This is a genomic window from Robbsia andropogonis, assembly GCF_000970345.1.
GTDB lineage: Bacteria > Pseudomonadota > Gammaproteobacteria > Burkholderiales > Burkholderiaceae > Robbsia > Robbsia andropogonis.
Window position 1 is genome coordinate 39,929 of the sequence record NZ_LAQU01000020.1, and the last position, 16,565, is coordinate 56,493.

Annotated in this window: 15 protein-coding genes; 11 read left to right on the forward strand and 4 right to left on the reverse strand. The window is 57.5% G+C overall.

Features of this window, described 5'->3' with window-relative positions; all coding sequences use genetic code 11:
- The first annotated feature begins 389 nt into the window (after positions 1-389).
- Together WM40_RS17420 and WM40_RS32115 are read left to right on the forward strand one after the other, a co-directional pair.
- Positions 390-1,460 (forward strand): alpha/beta fold hydrolase, encoded by a 1,071-nt coding sequence (locus tag WM40_RS17420; RefSeq protein ID WP_036006939.1) that lies wholly within the window; start codon positions 390-392, stop codon positions 1,458-1,460.
- Positions 1,461-1,568: 108 nt separating this feature from the next.
- Positions 1,569-1,967 (forward strand): hypothetical protein, encoded by a 399-nt coding sequence (locus WM40_RS32115; protein ID WP_157684900.1) that lies wholly within the window; start codon positions 1,569-1,571, stop codon positions 1,965-1,967.
- 111 nt (positions 1,968-2,078) lie between these two features.
- Here the strand turns inward: WM40_RS32115 and WM40_RS30220 are convergent, their stop codons facing one another.
- Positions 2,079-2,432, reverse strand: coding sequence for a hypothetical protein (locus WM40_RS30220; protein ID WP_024901578.1), 354 nt, complete (start codon positions 2,430-2,432; stop codon positions 2,079-2,081).
- Between WM40_RS30220 and WM40_RS17430 the strand changes: the two genes are divergently transcribed.
- The gene (locus WM40_RS17430; protein ID WP_052738385.1) at positions 2,431-4,542 is read left to right on the forward strand and encodes a DUF6600 domain-containing protein; all 2,112 of its coding nucleotides are present in this window, start codon (positions 2,431-2,433) and stop codon (positions 4,540-4,542) included. The genes WM40_RS30220 and WM40_RS17430 overlap by 2 nt on opposite strands.
- Positions 4,543-4,810: 268 nt before the next feature.
- On the opposite strand, the gene WM40_RS17435 is transcribed toward WM40_RS17430, so the two are convergent.
- On the reverse strand, positions 4,811-5,389 hold the full coding sequence (locus WM40_RS17435; protein ID WP_236693572.1) for a TetR/AcrR family transcriptional regulator: 579 nt from the start codon (positions 5,387-5,389) through the stop codon (positions 4,811-4,813).
- A 158-nt stretch (positions 5,390-5,547) separates the two neighbouring features.
- On the opposite strand from WM40_RS17435, the gene WM40_RS17440 reads away from it, so the two are divergent.
- On the forward strand, positions 5,548-6,429 hold the full coding sequence (locus tag WM40_RS17440) for an aldo/keto reductase family oxidoreductase (protein WP_046153508.1): 882 nt from the start codon (positions 5,548-5,550) through the stop codon (positions 6,427-6,429).
- 43 nt (positions 6,430-6,472) lie between these two features.
- Here WM40_RS17440 and WM40_RS17445 read toward each other — a convergent pair whose 3' ends face one another.
- Positions 6,473-7,414, reverse strand: coding sequence for a LysR substrate-binding domain-containing protein (locus WM40_RS17445; RefSeq protein WP_024901582.1), 942 nt, complete (start codon positions 7,412-7,414; stop codon positions 6,473-6,475).
- Between the two features lie 121 nt (positions 7,415-7,535).
- Between WM40_RS17445 and metC the strand changes: the two genes are divergently transcribed.
- The 7 genes from metC to WM40_RS17480 all read left to right on the forward strand — a co-directional run bounded on the left by metC (position 7,536) and on the right by WM40_RS17480 (position 15,771).
- The gene (gene metC, locus WM40_RS17450) at positions 7,536-8,684 is read left to right on the forward strand and encodes a cystathionine beta-lyase (protein ID WP_046153509.1); all 1,149 of its coding nucleotides are present in this window, start codon (positions 7,536-7,538) and stop codon (positions 8,682-8,684) included.
- A gap of 47 nt (positions 8,685-8,731) precedes the next feature.
- Positions 8,732-9,577, forward strand: a complete 846-nt coding sequence (locus WM40_RS17455; RefSeq protein ID WP_046153510.1) for a transporter substrate-binding domain-containing protein — start codon at positions 8,732-8,734, stop codon at positions 9,575-9,577.
- Positions 9,578-10,228, forward strand: coding sequence for an amino acid ABC transporter permease (locus WM40_RS17460; RefSeq protein WP_024901585.1), 651 nt, complete (start codon positions 9,578-9,580; stop codon positions 10,226-10,228).
- Positions 10,225-11,001 (forward strand): amino acid ABC transporter ATP-binding protein, encoded by a 777-nt coding sequence (locus WM40_RS17465; protein ID WP_046153511.1) that lies wholly within the window; start codon positions 10,225-10,227, stop codon positions 10,999-11,001. The genes WM40_RS17460 and WM40_RS17465 overlap by 4 nt, the downstream gene beginning before the upstream one ends.
- 215 nt (positions 11,002-11,216) lie before the next feature.
- Positions 11,217-12,455 (forward strand): acyl-CoA dehydrogenase family protein, encoded by a 1,239-nt coding sequence (locus WM40_RS17470; protein WP_024901587.1) that lies wholly within the window; start codon positions 11,217-11,219, stop codon positions 12,453-12,455.
- A complete protein-coding gene (locus WM40_RS17475) occupies positions 12,391-14,127 on the forward strand; it encodes an ABC transporter substrate-binding protein (protein ID WP_236693573.1) in 1,737 nt (578 codons plus the stop codon). The genes WM40_RS17470 and WM40_RS17475 overlap by 65 nt, the downstream gene beginning before the upstream one ends.
- 45 nt (positions 14,128-14,172) lie before the next feature.
- Positions 14,173-15,771, forward strand: a complete 1,599-nt coding sequence (locus WM40_RS17480; RefSeq protein WP_082102900.1) for an amidase — start codon at positions 14,173-14,175, stop codon at positions 15,769-15,771.
- 134 nt (positions 15,772-15,905) lie between these two features.
- Here the strand turns inward: WM40_RS17480 and WM40_RS17485 are convergent, their stop codons facing one another.
- Entirely contained in the window at positions 15,906-16,166 is a 261-nt protein-coding gene (locus WM40_RS17485) for a hypothetical protein (protein WP_157685840.1), read from the reverse strand.
- Positions 16,167-16,565 lie beyond the last annotated feature (399 nt).

The following is a 16,565-nucleotide window of genomic DNA, read 5'->3' on the forward strand; positions in this document are numbered from 1 at the left end:
CGGTAGCGTACGCTCTGCGCGCTACCGCCAACCATGCCCGCGGCACGCGGTCAGCGTGCTCGGCGTGGAAGCGGTTCGTGATGCCGCGTCGTTCCTCCTTGAGATGTAGTCAATGTCCCCGCAGCGTAAGATGAACTTTGTGTTCGCTCTGTGACGAAACGAAGCCACTGCGTTTTTCGCGAAGCGGATTTGGCGGACGAGGTCCAGGTTCACGTCGTATTTAGGCGACTTTCGGATTAGACCAATCGTAAGCGCGAATTTCTCCCCACCTCGTATCTGATGTGATCGATTACGCGTCTCCCTGCCCCGCTGCAACTTTGCACGCTTTTTCCAGGACGGCTAACATGTTGTTCTCGCCCCTGAAAAATAAAAATCGAATGCCAAGCCTGATGCGTCTGACCTCTCGCACCGCCACCCTGCTGCTGTCCTGCGCCGCCCTGCTGCTCCCGATCGCTTCAGCACACGCCTTCGACCAACCGGCGCCGGTCGAAGGCGACTGGATCGCCGCCAGCTTCACCTTCCATGACGGTCAGACGCAAGACAAGCTGCGCCTGCACTACATCACCCTTGGCGAACCCAACAACCCGGCAGTGCTGGTCCTGCACGGCACCTATCAAACCGCGCAAGCCATGCTGTCCAAAGATTTCGGCGGCCAGCTGTTCGGACCCGGCCAGCCGCTGGACGCCAACAAATATTTCATCATCATTCCGGATGGCATCGGCGTAGGCAAATCCAGCAAGCCCTCGGATGGCCTGCGCGCCGCCTTCCCGCAATATGACTATGACGACATGGTAGTCGCGCAATACCGCATGCTCACCGAAGGCTTGGGCGTCAAACACCTGCGTCTGATCATCGGCAACTCGATGGGCGGCATGCAGACGTGGCTGTGGGGCGGCCACTATCCAGGCTTCGCCGACGGCCTGGTGCCGATGGCCTCGCAACCCACTGAAATGGCCAGCCGAAACTGGCTCATGCGCCGCATGCTGGTGGAATCGATCAAGCAGGACCCGGCCTGGAACAACGGCAACTACACCACGCAACCCCCATCGCTGCGCTTGGCCAACAACATGTTCATCTTCGCCACCACGGGCGGCACGCTGGGCTATCAGAAAATCGCGGGCACGCACGCCCAGGCCGACAAATTGGTGGACGAACGCCTGGCAGCGCCAGTGACGGCGGACGCCAACGACTTCATCTATCAATGGGGATCATCGGCAGACTACAACGCCATGCCGACGCTGACCAACATCAAGGTGCCGTTACTGGCGATCAACTCGGCCGACGACGAACGCAACCCGCCGCAAACGGGCGTACTGCAAGCCGCCATAAAGCATCTACCCAACGCGCGCGTGCTGCTGATCCCGGCCAGCGACAAGACGCGCGGCCACGGCACCACCGGCATGGCGAAGTTCTATGCACAGCAGTTGCAGCAATTCATCCAATCGCTGCCACGGCACTGACATGAAACCGCTTGCGATCTCCGGCAGCGCGCGACGACGCATTGGCGCCATGCCGACTAACCACAGCGTCGGTATCCACCGATAGCCGACCTGGCCAAAGTGGCAGCGATGAGCGAGAAAACGCTCCTGCGCAGGCTTCAGACAACGACAGGTAGGGTCACGAAATTTTCCGTTGAAGGTATCGATATACGCTTTCTCAACGGACTTGCCTGGTCGGATGAACGACAGCATAACGCCTGCTTCGTAAGCGCAGGCGTCAAGCACTTGCCCGCACGTTCCGGCCCGGTGTTTACGTTTATAGACAAGGTCAATCAGCGGATCTCGCACAACTGCGATTCGTTTGCGCTTACGTCGGCGAGTGCCCAAGCCAGCAAGGCTGTACTGCCGCCATATCTTCTTATGATTTGCAACCCAGCGTTCGTGCAGCCATCGCATTTTCCTTACGTTTTGCCATTTTTTTCCAAACGCATGCTGTTGCCGACATCGATAATCGAAAGTACTACGTAATGTGACGTAGTAAAAAAGAAATCCGCATCCACCGAAATCTGCTTTCGATAAAATTTGATGTCGGTGGATGGCATTTCCGCATCCACGACATACGGCACGCCACGCATGCCATCAAACACGCCATCCGTAGCGATTTAGCATACCAATCACTTTATTAGGATCGGAAATCAAAACCGCGATCGCCCCCTTACCGAATGAAAGGTTGCTTCCGGCAAACGTCTTTTGCATCGCACTGCATGACGAGATCAGGCATTCCCACGTTTGCCAATCAACTTGTCCACGCGACAAAGTTTTTTTAGACGAACTCATTATCCTCACATTTTGTAGCAAATTCGTATGAAAGGTTGCACCGCCACTGTCATCCGCAGGCTTATTCTTCGCGTTAGTACGCTCAGCAGCGAACAAAAGGCGCGATTCCGGCCTTCCAAAAACGACAATATCGAGACTCTCGGAGCAGCCCGTCATGACGACATCCCTTCACCGCGTCCGTGCAATTGCCATCGCGGCGTCCGCTTTCCTTGCTTTAGCGCCCCTTTCCAGCGAGGCACAACAGGTACCGTCGCCGGGATCGCCTGCGGCATCGGCGGGTGATCCGCCCTCCCGTGTCGCGCGTCTGAACTACTTCGCCGGGACGGTGACGCTGGAACCAGCAGGCTTAACCGAATGGTCCTATGCCGTGTTGAATCGCCCACTCACCACGGGCGATCAGTTGTGGGCCGATGCCAACGCCCGCGCAGAATTGCATACAGGTTCGACGGCATTACGACTGGATCATCAGACCGCGCTCGACATTGTGAATCTGAATGACACTATTACCCAATTGAAAGTGACACAAGGCACGCTGTCTGCACACGTTCGCGCGCTGCCCGCGGGTCAGAGCTTCGAGATCGATACGCCGAACGTCGCACTCGTCGCGACAACACCGGGTCTGTTCCGCATCGATGTCGCCGCCGACGGCAGTTCGACCACGGTGACGCTGCGCGCAGGCAATGCCACGTTGTATGGCGACGGTGGTTCATTCCAGATGCGCGCCGGTCAGCAAATCCAATTTGTCGGCACGGGCCTACAGCAACAAGCAGGCGGTGCGGCGCCAGGACTCGATGCGTTCGACCAATGGGTCGCCAGTCGCGATCGCGCGGAAGACGACTCGATCTCCGCGCGCTATGTATCGCGTGAGATACCGGGGTACGAAGACCTCGACGCCAATGGTACGTGGCGCAGTGATCCAACCTATGGCGAAGTGTGGGTACCCACCGTGGCAGTGACGGCCGGTTGGGCACCCTATCACGAAGGACACTGGGCGTGGATTGCGCCCTGGGGATGGACGTGGGTGGACGATGCGCCCTGGGGCTTCGCACCCTTCCATTACGGTCGTTGGGCCTATGTCAGCCATGCGTGGGCCTGGGTACCGGGACCGATCGTCGCTCAGCCGCCTGTCTATGCCCCGGCCTTGGTGGCCTTCGTGGGCGGCGGTAACGGCGGACCACGTTGGGGTGTCGATCTTGCAATTGGCGCAACCGTCGGCGCGGGCGTCGCTTGGTTCGCACTCGGACCCGGGGAGGCATGGCATCCGGCCTACCACTACAGTCCCGCCTATTACAATCGCATCAACAACGTGAACATTACCAATGTTCACAATACGACGATCGTCAATAACGTCACCAACATCCATAACACCTACATCAACCAGAGCGCGCCTGGTGCCATCACGGCGGTGCCCGCCAATGCCTTCTTGCGAGGTCAACCCGTGGCACAGGCCGCGCGTCCTTTCAATGCACAAATGCTGGCCCATGCACAGATTGGCGCCGGCGCCCCGGCCATCGCACCGGTTCAGCAGAGCTTTGCCGGCGCGCTGCGACCGGCAAACATCGGCGCACCAGCAGCGCTAGCACAGCGTCAGGTGGTAGCAACGCGCGCGCCGGTCGTCCCCGCAGCATTCCACGATACATTGGCGCAACGATTCGCGGCAAGCGGCGGCAAGGTGCCCGGAGCCGGTAATCCAGTAGTGCGTACGACTGCGCCAGCAGCGTTCGCCGCTCGCACGCCAGGCGCGGTGGCCACGCCTGCGGGATTTCGCGTCATCAATCGCGCACAAGTACACCCGGTGAGCGCACAAGGGGTGCCGGGCCACCATGTTGAAGCACCAGCAGCGCATTCCGCCGCGCCGGCTCAACCGCAGGTGCGCGCACCGGAACCACGAACCGTGCCGAATCCCGCAGCGCCTCGGCCGCAAAACGCCGAACCGCCGCACGCGATCCAGGCTCATGAAAACGGTGTACCCCATCCACGAGAAGCCGTCGAGCACGCGCAACCGGAGCAGCATGTAGTGGAGGCCCCGCACGCAGTGGAACAACACAGGCAAGTTGAACCGCACGCGCCAACACGCGTCGAAGCGCCGAATAATGAAAGATCCGTTGAGAAGCCGCATCCGGAAAGAGCAGCCGAACCACGCGAGGAGCCGCGCCCCGCACAGCAGCCGGCACACCCGCATGCAGAGGCGCAACACGCTCGGCCGCAGCCTCATGAGGCAGAGCACAAGCCAGGGAACGAACATCGAGAGGAGCATCGGAACTAAGCACGCTGCGGCCATGCCGAGCATGGCCGCAATGCAGCCTCAACTTCTTGCCCTGCCACAGCGCATCATTTCCCTGTTCGCCATGATGCTGGAATCAAGCCTACGCCTGGTATTGTACGGGCGGAGGCTCGGCAAACGCGTTCACGCGTGCGTGTCAGCTTAAAAAATCGCGACAGTCGAGCACCCTTCCACGAAACGAAAATCCAAGTCGGGCCGCTCCCTCGCAGTCGCTCAACCGGCGTATCCTATTTTCCTGCAACGGTGGCAACTAGTCCGCCGTAAATCTTGGTCGTGCCTCGCGTTCGAGATACCCCAGACAGAGCGACTCAAGTTGCCCGCGAAACGCGCGAATCATTGAGGGCTGTGGCTTCCCTTCAAGCAGCAACCGTATGGGACCAACCAAGGCTCCCATGAACATGAAAATGGTCATGGAAAGGTCGTCGAAATGCACATCGGAAGCCGTATTCAGCATAGCCTCTAGCGCCGCGCGGTTGCGTGCCTCGATTTCGCGAACGTATTCGCGCGAGTCGATTTCAAAGGCAACCGCGTATAAGGCACGCGATTCCTCCAGGCTCTCCGTCTTCGCTTTCACGAATGCGGCAATAACCTCCTTCACCATCATCGACAAACAAGCGTTATGCGCTGACGCCGCGGCGTCCTCGATAGCTCGCACCACCCTTTCCAGGTGTCGCTGCAGCACGGCAAAAAGAAGGGCCTGTTTTTGAGGAAAGTACTGGTAAAGCGTTCCGATTGATACGCCAGCTCGCTCTGCCACCCGAATCGTGGTAAGTCGCTGCAACCCGTCAACCAGCAAAACCTGAATAGTTGCATCGAAAATCGCGTCCACTGTCGCCTGAGAACGCGCCTGTTGCGGCTGTTTGCGGGCGTTCAGTCCCCGGCCGTTCTCTGTGGGCATATGCGAATTCACAATATGAATAATTATTCGTATTCTATCCGAACATCTTGTGTCTATAGAAATAAACAGCTGAAAGAAGGAGTGGATCAATGACTGACGTTACGCGGGCGGGTACTTTTCAACTTGGCGACCTTTCTGTTACACGCATGGGCTATGGCGCGATGCAGCTAGCCGGTCCTCACGTTTTCGGACCGCCAAAAGACAGGGCTGCCGCGATTTCCGTGCTACGTGCCGTGGTTGAAAGCGGAATCACGCATATCGACACGAGTGATTTTTATGGTCCTCACGTTACAAATCAGCTTATCCGCGAGGCGCTCCACCCCTATCCCGACGCGCTCACCATTGTCACGAAAGTAGGTGCTAGCAGGGGTAGCGATGCCTCGTGGAACGTCGCATCATCCGCGGCCGAATTGGAATCAGCCGTGTATGAGAACCTGCGCAATCTTGGTGTCGATGCACTTGGTGTAGTGAATTTTCGCGTGATGTTCGACGTCGCGGCACCCACCGAGGGCGATATCGAAGCGCCTTTGACCGCACTTGCGGAGTTGCAGATGAAAGGCTTGATTCGTCATATCGGGCTAAGTAATGTCACTGCAAAGCAGGTTGCCCAGGGACGCGCGATTACGCCCATTGTGTGCGTGCAGAACATGTACAACGTCGCCCATCGGAACGATGACGCGCTGATTGACAGCCTTGCAGAAGATGGCATCGCCTATGTCCCGTTTTTCCCGCTTGGCGGCTTCTCTCCTTTGCAAGCCGATGCGCTGATCCACGCCGCAGAGCAATGCGGCGCGGCACCGATGCAAGTAGCCCTTGCATGGTTATTACAGCGCTCGCCAAACATCCTTTTGATACCTGGAACATCGTCGACCAATCATCTGAAGCAGAACATCGACAGCGTGAATCTTCATCTGCCAGAAAATGTCTTGTCATCACTCGACAAAATCGCTTCTAGAAAAACGAAACACTAGGTTGGTCGTGTCTCGCGACAGACCTATCACCGACGATGCGCACTCAAACGCCCCCACCTACACGCGACGCGCCCACCTTCAGCGCCTTCTCGACAACCTTTTCGTCGCGGGACAACTGCACGCGCATGCTCCGTAAAAACTGTTTGGCGTTTTCAGACAGCGGACTTCCCGCACGAAAAACGAGGACGCTTGTAAAAACCGTTTCGACCTCGATTGGCTTGATCACCAGACCACGCGCCAGATAGTCGATCGCCACGATCGGATGCGCTATGCCTACGCCCACCCCGGCCAATGCCAGTTCGCAAACCGTATGTGAATAAGGCGTCTCCACGACCGGGCGCATCTTGATGTGCATCTCGTCGAGCCGCGCCTCGAGCCGGCGACGCATACTGTCCTCCGGGTTCAGCGCGATAAACGACAAGCCATTCAAATCACTGGTTCTAACACCCGGCGACTTCGCCAACGGGTGCTGGGCATTCATCACCGCCACACCGGGCATGTTGATGAAAGGAGAGTGCTCCAGGCCCGAAAATGACATTTCATCGGACATCAGGCCAAAGTCGGCTTGCCCGGCGCTGACCCGCTCATGTACTTCGCGTGAACTCATGATTTGCAGGGATATCTGCACCTGCCGCGCTTCGGCACCAAAATGCGAAATCACTCGGGGGATGAATCCCGTTCCCAGCGCGGGCAAAGAGGCAATAGCCAATCTCCCCAGGCCATATGTCCCCAAGCTACGGATACGGTGTTCGATGACCTCGAAGCCAACGAAATAGCGATCGACGTCATTCATCAACGCCAGTGCTTCCTGGGTTGGCAAGAGACGACCACGAACGCGCTCGAACAACCGCAGCTTCGCGCTTTCCTCCAATTTGCGAATCGATTGGCTAACGGCCGGCTGGGAAATATTTAGCAGACCCGCCGCCTTGCTGGTGCTGCCCGACGTCATGACGGCCCGAAAAACCTCGATTTCCCGTATTCCCATGTCTCACGCCCCATAACTTCTGCTTATAGACCTAATTATTTCCGGTGTTTCAGAAATCATACCAGCCGATAGACTGCATCTCAGAAAAAGTGCTCTCAACGTCGTTTTCGTAGATTCGATCATGAAACCCATTCAATCCACGCCTCAACCTTTTCGCAGCCTGTCGCCAGCGGTGGTGCGCGCCTCGACGGTCGTCTTCGATTCCCTGGATGATTTTGCGCGCCGCAAGGACAGACAGCCTGACGGCTTCAGTTATGGCATCACGGGAACCCCCACCGCGCGGGAACTGGAACACCGTATCGCGGAGCTTGAAGGCGGCGGGTATTGCATCGTCGTGCCCTCGGGCGCCTCGGCATTGATAACGACGGTGATGGGCTTCATACGCGGCGGTGATCATCTCTTGATTTCAGCATCTTGCTACGGCTCCCTGAAGACGTTCGCCGCGAAGTGGCTGGCACACTTCGGCGTGGAGGTGGAGCAATTCGATCCAACAATCGGTGCCGAGATCGACGCCTTGATCAAGCCGAATACCAAAATGATCTGCCTTGAGGCGCCCGGCACCGTAACGATGGAAGTCGCCGATATACCCGCCATCGCCGCCGTTGCGCGCCAGAAACAGGTGTTGACGATGATCGACAATACCTGGGCCAGTCCCCTAGCCTTCAGGCCACTCGATCTCGGCATCGATTTTTGCATACAGGCCGCCACGAAATATTTCGGCGGCCATTCGGATCTGCTCGTTGGCGCAATCACGGTGCGCGATTTTGCGCATTATGAGAGGCTCCGCGAAACGCAAAGCATTACCGGCCAACAGACCAGTCCTGACGACTGCTTCCTGGTGATGCGTGGGCTGGAAACGCTCAAAGTCCGTTTCGAAGCGCAGGCGAAGTCCGCGCTACACGTAGCGGAATGGCTTACCAAACACGATGCCGTCCAGGAAGTGCTGTTTCCCGCACTTCCTGGCAGCCGGGGGCACGCGCGGTGGAAACGTGACTTCTCCGGTCATGGCTGCTTGATGTCCGTCATCCTCCGTCCCGCAACAGACGCAGCGTATACCGCCTTCTTCGACACATTACGTTTGTTCGTGATAGGTGCGAGCTGGGGCGGCGTGCATAGCCTGGCCGCATTCTATCCGGCAGCGTTGCAACGTGACCGGGCATTCCCGCTAACTGATCAGCCCGTGGTCCGCATTTCCATCGGACTCGAAGACGCCGATGAACTGATCGCCGACCTGGATGCCGCATTGTCCGCATTCAACGCCGCGGTTTAACCGCATCCCGCATTTCCGCACACTGCCTCAGATGATGGAGTAGGAAGATGAATCGATCGTTTTTGTCGCCGGTTGCACCGACGTTTGCCCGTGCGGTGACTATTGGGGTCATGGCCGTCTCGGCGTGTCTCGCAAGCGCCGCGGCACACGCCGAGGACAGCCTCACGAAAATGCGTAACGCCGGCGTGATCCGCATTGCCAATACGCAAAGCACGCCCCCCTGGAGCATGCTCGGCGTGGACAACCGCCCCGAAGGATATGACGTCGCGGTGGCCCAAGAACTGGCAAAACGCCTCAAAATTGCCAAGGTAGTATTCGTGGCGGATTCTTTTAAAAACTTTGTCGAGGGTTTGAAGACGGGCAAATACGATCTCGTCATGAATGACCTGACGCCAACCGCTGAGCGTGAAAAGCAAATCGACTTCGCGGCACCATACGGCGTCGAACAATTCCGTATTTTCGTACGCAATGAGAGCCGCATCGCCTCTCGCGCCGACCTTGCAGGGAAAAGCGTTGGTGTTACGACCGGTTCCAGTAACGAAGCATGGGCGAAAGCGAACTTGAAAGACTCGACCATCAAGAGTTACGAGAATGGCGCACTCGTATTCAGCGACCTGGCAATTGGGCGAGTCGACTCGGTCATCATCTCCCATTTCGGCGGATTGAAGTATGCAAACGTCAACCATCTCCCTGTAAAGGAAGTGGGAGAGCCCTTGACGTATCAGCTATCCGCACCGGCACTGGCGAAAGGACAGCCTGAGCTGAAACAAGCGGTCACCTACGCAATCCAAAGCATGATCAACGATGGCACGCTCGCGAATATCTCGAAGCGCTGGGTCGGTGCAGACTACGACATGGTCAGCAGTATTGAGATCGCGAAGAAGGAACAGTAAATGTGGGCGTTACTCTCACGTGCTTGGCCGCTTCTTGAAACGGCTATTCCAACAACGTTGATGCTTGGGGCGAGTTCGTTCGTACTTGGCTCAATACTCGGCATCTTGATCGCACTCGCCCGAATTTCGTCCATTGCGGCGCTTCGCTGGTTGGGTTTTGCTTATGTCTCGATATTCCGTGGCACGCCGTTACTCGTGCAACTGTTATTGATCTACTTTGGCTTACCGAGTTTCGGTATCAACATGGACCCCATCCCGGCATCGATTACCGCACTGACGTTGTTCTCTGCCTCCTATCTCAGTGAAAACTTCAGAGCTGGTATCAACGCAGTCGATCCTGGGCAATGGGAAGCGGCACGATCGATGGGCATGGGGTACTGGCGCGCGATGTCGCGGATTATTTTGCCGCAGGGATTGCGGATCGCGGTACCGCCCGTCGGTAGTCGCCTGATCGCCTTGATGAAAGACACGTCCCTGGCGTCGACGATCACCGTGGTCGAAATAACCCGCGTCGCCGATCAGGTGGGAGCCGCCACATTTCGGTACATGGAGATGTTCCTGATCGTCGGGATCATTTACTGGATTATCAACCAAGTCCTGACGATCATCCAAGGTTTGGTAGAAATGCGTTTCTCGAGACACATGAAATGACGCCTATCCCATCGCAAGTCTCCGTCCGGGCAACCGGAATCGTAAAATCATTCGGTGCAAACCGGGTATTGCGTGGTATCGACTTCTTGGTGAACAAGGGCGAAGTGGTTGTCATCATGGGGCCGTCCGGCTCCGGAAAGACAACCTTGCTGCGGTCGTTGAACTTCCTCGATATGCCCGATAGCGGAACGGTCGAGATCTGCGGCATCCCTTTGACGATCAGGCCGGATGCGCACCTTTCACGTCGCGATCACAAACAGATTCAGGCAATGCGTCAAAAAAGCGCGATGGTTTTTCAATCGTTCAATCTGTTTCCCCATATGACCGCATTGGCCAATGTGATGGAAGGGCCGCGGTTCGTCAAAGGCATATCCCATTCGCGCGCGCAGGCGCTGGCACGGCAACAGTTGTCACGGGTGCGCATGCTCGATAAATCAGACGCCTATCCAGCGAAATTGTCCGGAGGACAAAAGCAACGGGTCGCCATTGCGCGTGCACTGGCCATGGAGCCGGAAGTGATCCTTTTCGACGAGCCGACGTCCGCGCTGGACCCGGCCCTTCGAGATGATGTCTTGCAGACCATGCGAGAGCTCGCCTCCGACGGGATGACCATGCTGGTGGTGACCCACGAAGTGAAATTTGCCCGTGATGTCGCCGATCGCATCGTTTTCATGCGTGACGGCGTTGTCCTATCCGACACGCCGCCCGAAACCTTTTTCCGTGACGATGCACCCGAAGAGGTTCGGCGCTTTTTGAGTCGCATTGGCGGCTAGGATAATGCCGGAGGAGACGGGCGGTGTGATTTCATTCCATAGCGGCTAACCGCCCCCGGACACAACGCCAGGGTTTGCTTCCACGACTGCCTGTGCGACACCATCGCGCAGTGCACGGCACGAACGGAACCACCGCCGATAACTTTATACGAAAACCATATAAAACCGCATCGACTCCGACTCTATACTCGTCAGATCCTGTCGGAGATCGCTGGATGAGCGCAAACCCCATTACCCTGCCTGAGCGTCAACCTATTGGCCATCGGGACCCGGTTGGCACAGCCGTGCAGCTGGCCAAATCGTTTGCCTTGCGCGCGGAAGCCCACGACCGTTCGGGTGTTGTCAATTCAGAAAGTCTCGATGTACTACGCTCGCACGGGCTAACGTCGCTCACGGTCCCCACTCGCCTGGGTGGTCCAGATATTCCCTTGCCGCAAGTCGTCGATGTCATCGGTACGATCGCTCAGGCCGATCCTGCAACGGCGTTGATTCTATCGATGCAGCTGTATCACAGTCGCGCGGTGGCACACTCAAGCACCTGGCCGCAAGCTGTCAAGGATGAGGTATTGCGCAGCGTCTTGCACGATGGCGCATTGATCAACGCATTACGGGTCGAACCAGAGTTAGGTAGTCCATCTCGTGGCGGCGTGCCGGCAACCACCGCTCACCGCACGCGCGACGGGTGGCGTCTGAGTGGCCGGAAACGCTATTCCACTGGATCGAGCCAATTGCGTTGGGGCATCGTCTGGGCGGCAACGGCCGACAACGAAACACAACGGGTTGGAGAATTTCTCGTGCCGCTCAATGCGGACGGCGTAAGCGTGGAAGAAACGTGGGACCATCTGGGATTGCGCGCCAGCGATAGTCACGACGTTATTTTCAAAGACGTCGCGCTCCCCACGCAATACGCGGTAGATATCCGTCCAAACGATGCGTGGAAAGGCAAGGACGTACCACTCAATGCTTGGCTGCCGATTCTTCTGGCCGCGCTTTACGATGGCGTTGCACGCTCGGCAAATGCCTGGCTGCTGCGCTGGATCGCATCACGTACGCCTTCGAGCCTCGGCACCTCGCTATCCGCGGTACCACGTATCCGACAGGCCGTAGGCGAAATTGCGGGCCTTCTCGAAACCAACGCCTTGCTGCTCTGGCAGGCAAAGCATCAATACGACGTTCATTTATACGAAGACCGTGTCCGGCACGCCAATGACAATACATTTGGCCCGCCATCGGTGTCTTTCGGTCTGGTGAAATACACAGTGACACAAAATGCCATTGCCGCCATCAACAAGGCTGTGGAAATAAGCGGGAACCACGCGTTGTCACGGCATAACCCTCTCGAACGGCACTTTCGCGACGTGTTGTGCAGCCGCATACATCATCCCCAAAATGATCTCATTCTGGATGGTGCCGGTACGCACGCACTCGACGCGCAGAAAACGCAATCGTCGTGAGATAAAGATCTGGCTCGTTGTCAATGAACGTGTCGACGTCATGCCTGCCATGGAGAAAACATTCATGATTCGTCGCGCTGCCTTCCCTGTTCTGTTGTCGTGGTTCCTCGCGACAGCGCCGTTACAAGCGGCGGAAACAGGGCCTTCGTCAAGCGCCTCGGTCACGCCGCAACGCGGCGGCACCGTGACGTTCGCCACGGCGTCACAACCGACCGCACTCGTATCTTTCCTTGAAACCAAGACCGACGATCGCGATATCAGCACAAAGATCACGGAAGGGCTGCTGCGCTATGACCCCCATTTTGTTGCGCAACCGCTGCTGGCGCAATCCTGGGAAATCAGTGCGGACGGCTTGCGCTACACCTTTCATCTGCGACCCAACGTCCGGTTCAGTGATGGTGAAGCGCTCACCTCGGAAGACGTCAAATTCTCCATCCTGCAGCAAAAGCAGCGCGGTCCGCGTGGCCGGATCACGTTCGCGAATGTGACGACGGTAGAAACACCGGATCCCTTGACGGCTGTTCTCGTATTAACAAAGCCGGCACCGTACCTGATCAAGGCGCTATCGTCGGCTGAAACACCCATCGTGCCGCGGCATCGCTATCCTAACCCCGATGATCCATTGTCGAGCCCGAATACAAACGCACCTATCGGCACCGGCCCATATATCCTCGTCAATTGGAAGCGTGGGGATTGCATCGAGTTGCGCCGCAACCCGCATTACTGGCGTACAGGTCACCCGTACCTTGATCGGATCATCATCAAGATCATTCCCGATGCGAGTGCGATCGCGACGACGCTGGAATCGGGGGGCGCCGATATCGCTGAAAACGTGGCGCTGCCCGACCTGGATCGCCTCGGGAAAAATCCGGCATTGCGGGTGGATAGTACGACCGATGCATATCTCAATAATGCATCGTTTCTCGAGTTCAACGTTGAAAACCCCATTCTGGCGAAACCTGAAGTCCGCCACGCCATTGCTCAAGCCGTCAATCGCGACTTGATTGTGAAGGTCGTACTTTTTGGTCGTGCGCAGCGTATCGACTCGCCGGTACCGAAGGTACTGCAATCGTATTACGATGACAGCACTTTCCACTATCCGTTCGATATCGACGCCGCCAACCGTCTGCTGGATCAGGCCGGCTATCCGCGCAAGGCCAATGGCGAACGCTTATCGCTACGGATCACCTATATCCCCGGTATCAACTTTGCCCATACCGCTGATTTTCTCCGATCGTCGTTGAAACGAATCGGCATTGCCGCGACGATCATTGGCGGCGATCTGCCCACTTATTTAAAGCACGTGTACACAACACGCGATTTCGATTTGAACATCAATGGTCTGGGACGACTGTACGACCCCAGCGTCGGCGTGCAACGCATCTACTGGTCTGATGGCGTCCCCCATCCCTTGATCTGGGTCAATGCCTCGCATTGCCAGAATGACGAGGTCGATCGTCTGTTCAGCGAAGCCGCCGAGGCCGTCGATGACAACAAGCGTGCCGCCAATTTCCGCGAGATTCAACGAATTGTCGGCAGCGATTTGCCCGTACTACCACTGGCAAGTGTACCCACCTTGACCGTGAGCAGAACGTACTTGCACGACTGGGTCAATAGTGTGGATGTTTTGTCCGGCGATGCATCCGATGCATGGATCGACGCAAAGAAATAACGTCTTGTCCGCCCACGTGACTCGCTACCCAAAGGAGCGCCAGCAATGAACGACCGTCTTGAAATTGCGATCCCGCGTGACACTGGCAATGTGTCGGCGTTGGACGCAAGCACCAAAACACTACCGGTTTTTGCCGATGGCACGACCCGACCGCACGCACGTGATCCGCGCTTGATTTATGCCGGCGCGCACGAGCAAGCGCGCGCGTTGGCCGGTGGCGAAGTCAGCGCTGAAGCACTGCTAGAACAAATATTGGCGCGGATCGATCGACTCGATCCGACGCTGAATGCCGTGGTCTTTATCGATGAGGCCGGTGCTCGCGCGGCCGCCAAGGCGGCCGACACAGCATTGCAGCAAGGCGTCCGCTTGCCCCTGCTGGGCGTCCCGGTCACGGTGAAGGAATCCTTCGATGTCGAGGGCTGGCCGACGACCGTCGGTGATGTGCGCTATCAGGATAATCTCGCTGTACAAGACGCGCCCGCTGTCGCTGCCCTGCGTGCGGCCGGTGCCATCTTGATCGGCAAGACCAATGTGCCGTTGGGGCTGGCCGACCTGCAAAGTTTCAATGAGATTTACGGCTTGACGCGCAATCCGTGGGACTTGTCTCGCACGCCTGGTGGCTCGTCGGGTGGCTCCGCCACCGCCCTCGCCGCGGGATTTTCCTCACTTGAACTCGGTACCGATATCGGTGGTTCAATTCGCATCCCGGCGCACTTCACCGGCGTGTTTGGCCACAAGCCGAGTCAGGGCCTGATCTCGCTACGCGGCACCGGCGTACCGCAAGGTCGTCACGCGACCCGTGATCTGGTTGTGGCGGGTCCGCTGGCACGCACCGCCGCCGATCTCGAATTGGCGCTCGATCTGCTAGTGAACCAGGACCCTGTCGAGAAGAAAGCATGGCGCGTGTCGTTACCGCCGGCACGTCATGCAAAGCTCGCCGATTTTCGCGTACTGCTATTGGCACAGTGGCCGGGCACGGACGCGAGTATCAGCGAACAGGAGGTGATAAAGCGTACGGCTCGAAATCTGCGGGCGCATCATGTTACGGTCTTCACGCCCGAGACTTTGGCGCGCGCCGCGCCAGATGCCGTGCTGCCTGATCTCGTTGCGGCGCATGCGCTTTATCGCGGGCTCCTGGGCGCATCGCTCGCAAGCCCGCCCCCTCTCGATGCAAGCGCGGCAGCACGCCTTGCGGCGCTGGCTGACAATGACGCCAGCGCCGACGCGACATGGTTACGTTCGTTTTCGATCAGCCACCGCGACTGGCTCTTGCAGCACGAAGCGCGTCTTGCCCTGCGCGCGCAGTGGGAAAAGCTATTTAACCATATCGACGTCGTTCTGACGCCGGTCGCCCCATTGCCCGCTTTCGCGCATAATGCGGCATCGGAAAAGGATGCGCGACGGTTTCCCGTTTCCTACGAAGACGGTGAACGGGAGCTGTATTTCCGCGAGCTATTTCACTGGGCTGGTCTGCCAGTCGTACCGGGGTTGCCTGCCACGAGTTTTCCAGTCGGGCTTGACGCCTCAGGTTTGCCAATTGGCGCGCAAGTCGTAGGTGCCTATCTAGAAGACCGCACGCCTCTCGCATTCGCTCGCCTTTATGAAGCGGCTTTCGGCGGCTTTATACCGCCTTCCGGCTATTAAAAACCCGCGCAAAGCCACCCCTTGGTCCGAGCCGCTTATACCTTGCACGCCGAAGCACGCGTGTTCGTAAAATGGCGCTCGGAGACGCGCGGTAGTGTCGTCCATGACCGACGCCATCAGTATCACGTCGACGCTCAATACACCTGCTTCATCCCCTCCGACGGCATCGCGTAGTTGTCCTTGAGCGCGGTCGCACAGGACACATAGCCGTAATTGGCAACGCGGTTATCCCGCGTTAGCACGACAAAAAATGGCGTTGTCGCCCCTTTGTCTGTCAACAGGGTGTAGTTCAGGCACACGCCTCCATTCTGCGGAACCTTCACTTCGCTATTCGGCTGCCCGCCCGCCGCAACGACCGATGCGCGCGTTGCGCCTGCGGTTAGAACGGCACGCACAACTGGAACCGAATCGTATTTGAAAATCTCGAATCCACTACAGCCCGACAAGGTTAAACATGTCGCTAGCAATATCGCGGTAATGCCTATGTTTTATTTTCCATTTCTTAATGGTTCCTAAGATGACGAATGCTGGCAACACGGTTAGACACTGACAGCGGATAATTTCCGTATTCGCGACAGCTGAGAAGCTTAACTGTGACACACACGTCAATCTGGACCTACGGGATCAATCCCAGTTTTTCGGAATCTAGCGCGCTGCTTCGTCCACTGGAAAGCAGTACGAACTGTGCCGCCAAAGTCGGCATCGGAGAAGTCTCGCTCAACGCAGCGACCATCAAGTTCCGTAGTCTTAAATCGCGCAAAGTATTACGAATCCGCACACTAATCGAAAAGAAC

Excerpts from the sequence above, each read along its gene's own strand:
- WM40_RS17420 (WP_036006939.1), top strand. The coding sequence starts at position 390 with ATGCGTCTGACCTCTCGCACCGCCACCCTGCTGCTGTCCTGCGCCGCC.
- WM40_RS32115 (WP_157684900.1), top strand. The coding sequence starts at position 1,569 with ATGAGCGAGAAAACGCTCCTGCGCAGGCTTCAGACAACGACAGGTAGG.
- WM40_RS17430 (WP_052738385.1), top strand. The coding sequence starts at position 2,431 with ATGACGACATCCCTTCACCGCGTCCGTGCAATTGCCATCGCGGCGTCC.
- WM40_RS30220 (WP_024901578.1), bottom strand. The coding sequence starts at position 2,432 with ATGACGGGCTGCTCCGAGAGTCTCGATATTGTCGTTTTTGGAAGGCCG.
- WM40_RS17440 (WP_046153508.1), top strand. The coding sequence starts at position 5,548 with ATGACTGACGTTACGCGGGCGGGTACTTTTCAACTTGGCGACCTTTCT.
- WM40_RS17445 (WP_024901582.1), bottom strand. The coding sequence starts at position 7,414 with ATGGGAATACGGGAAATCGAGGTTTTTCGGGCCGTCATGACGTCGGGC.
- metC (WP_046153509.1), top strand. The coding sequence starts at position 7,536 with ATGAAACCCATTCAATCCACGCCTCAACCTTTTCGCAGCCTGTCGCCA.
- WM40_RS17455 (WP_046153510.1), top strand. The coding sequence starts at position 8,732 with ATGAATCGATCGTTTTTGTCGCCGGTTGCACCGACGTTTGCCCGTGCG.
- WM40_RS17460 (WP_024901585.1), top strand. The coding sequence starts at position 9,578 with ATGTGGGCGTTACTCTCACGTGCTTGGCCGCTTCTTGAAACGGCTATT.
- WM40_RS17465 (WP_046153511.1), top strand. The coding sequence starts at position 10,225 with ATGACGCCTATCCCATCGCAAGTCTCCGTCCGGGCAACCGGAATCGTA.
- WM40_RS17470 (WP_024901587.1), top strand. The coding sequence starts at position 11,217 with ATGAGCGCAAACCCCATTACCCTGCCTGAGCGTCAACCTATTGGCCAT.
- WM40_RS17475 (WP_236693573.1), top strand. The coding sequence starts at position 12,391 with ATGATCTCATTCTGGATGGTGCCGGTACGCACGCACTCGACGCGCAGA.
- WM40_RS17480 (WP_082102900.1), top strand. The coding sequence starts at position 14,173 with ATGAACGACCGTCTTGAAATTGCGATCCCGCGTGACACTGGCAATGTG.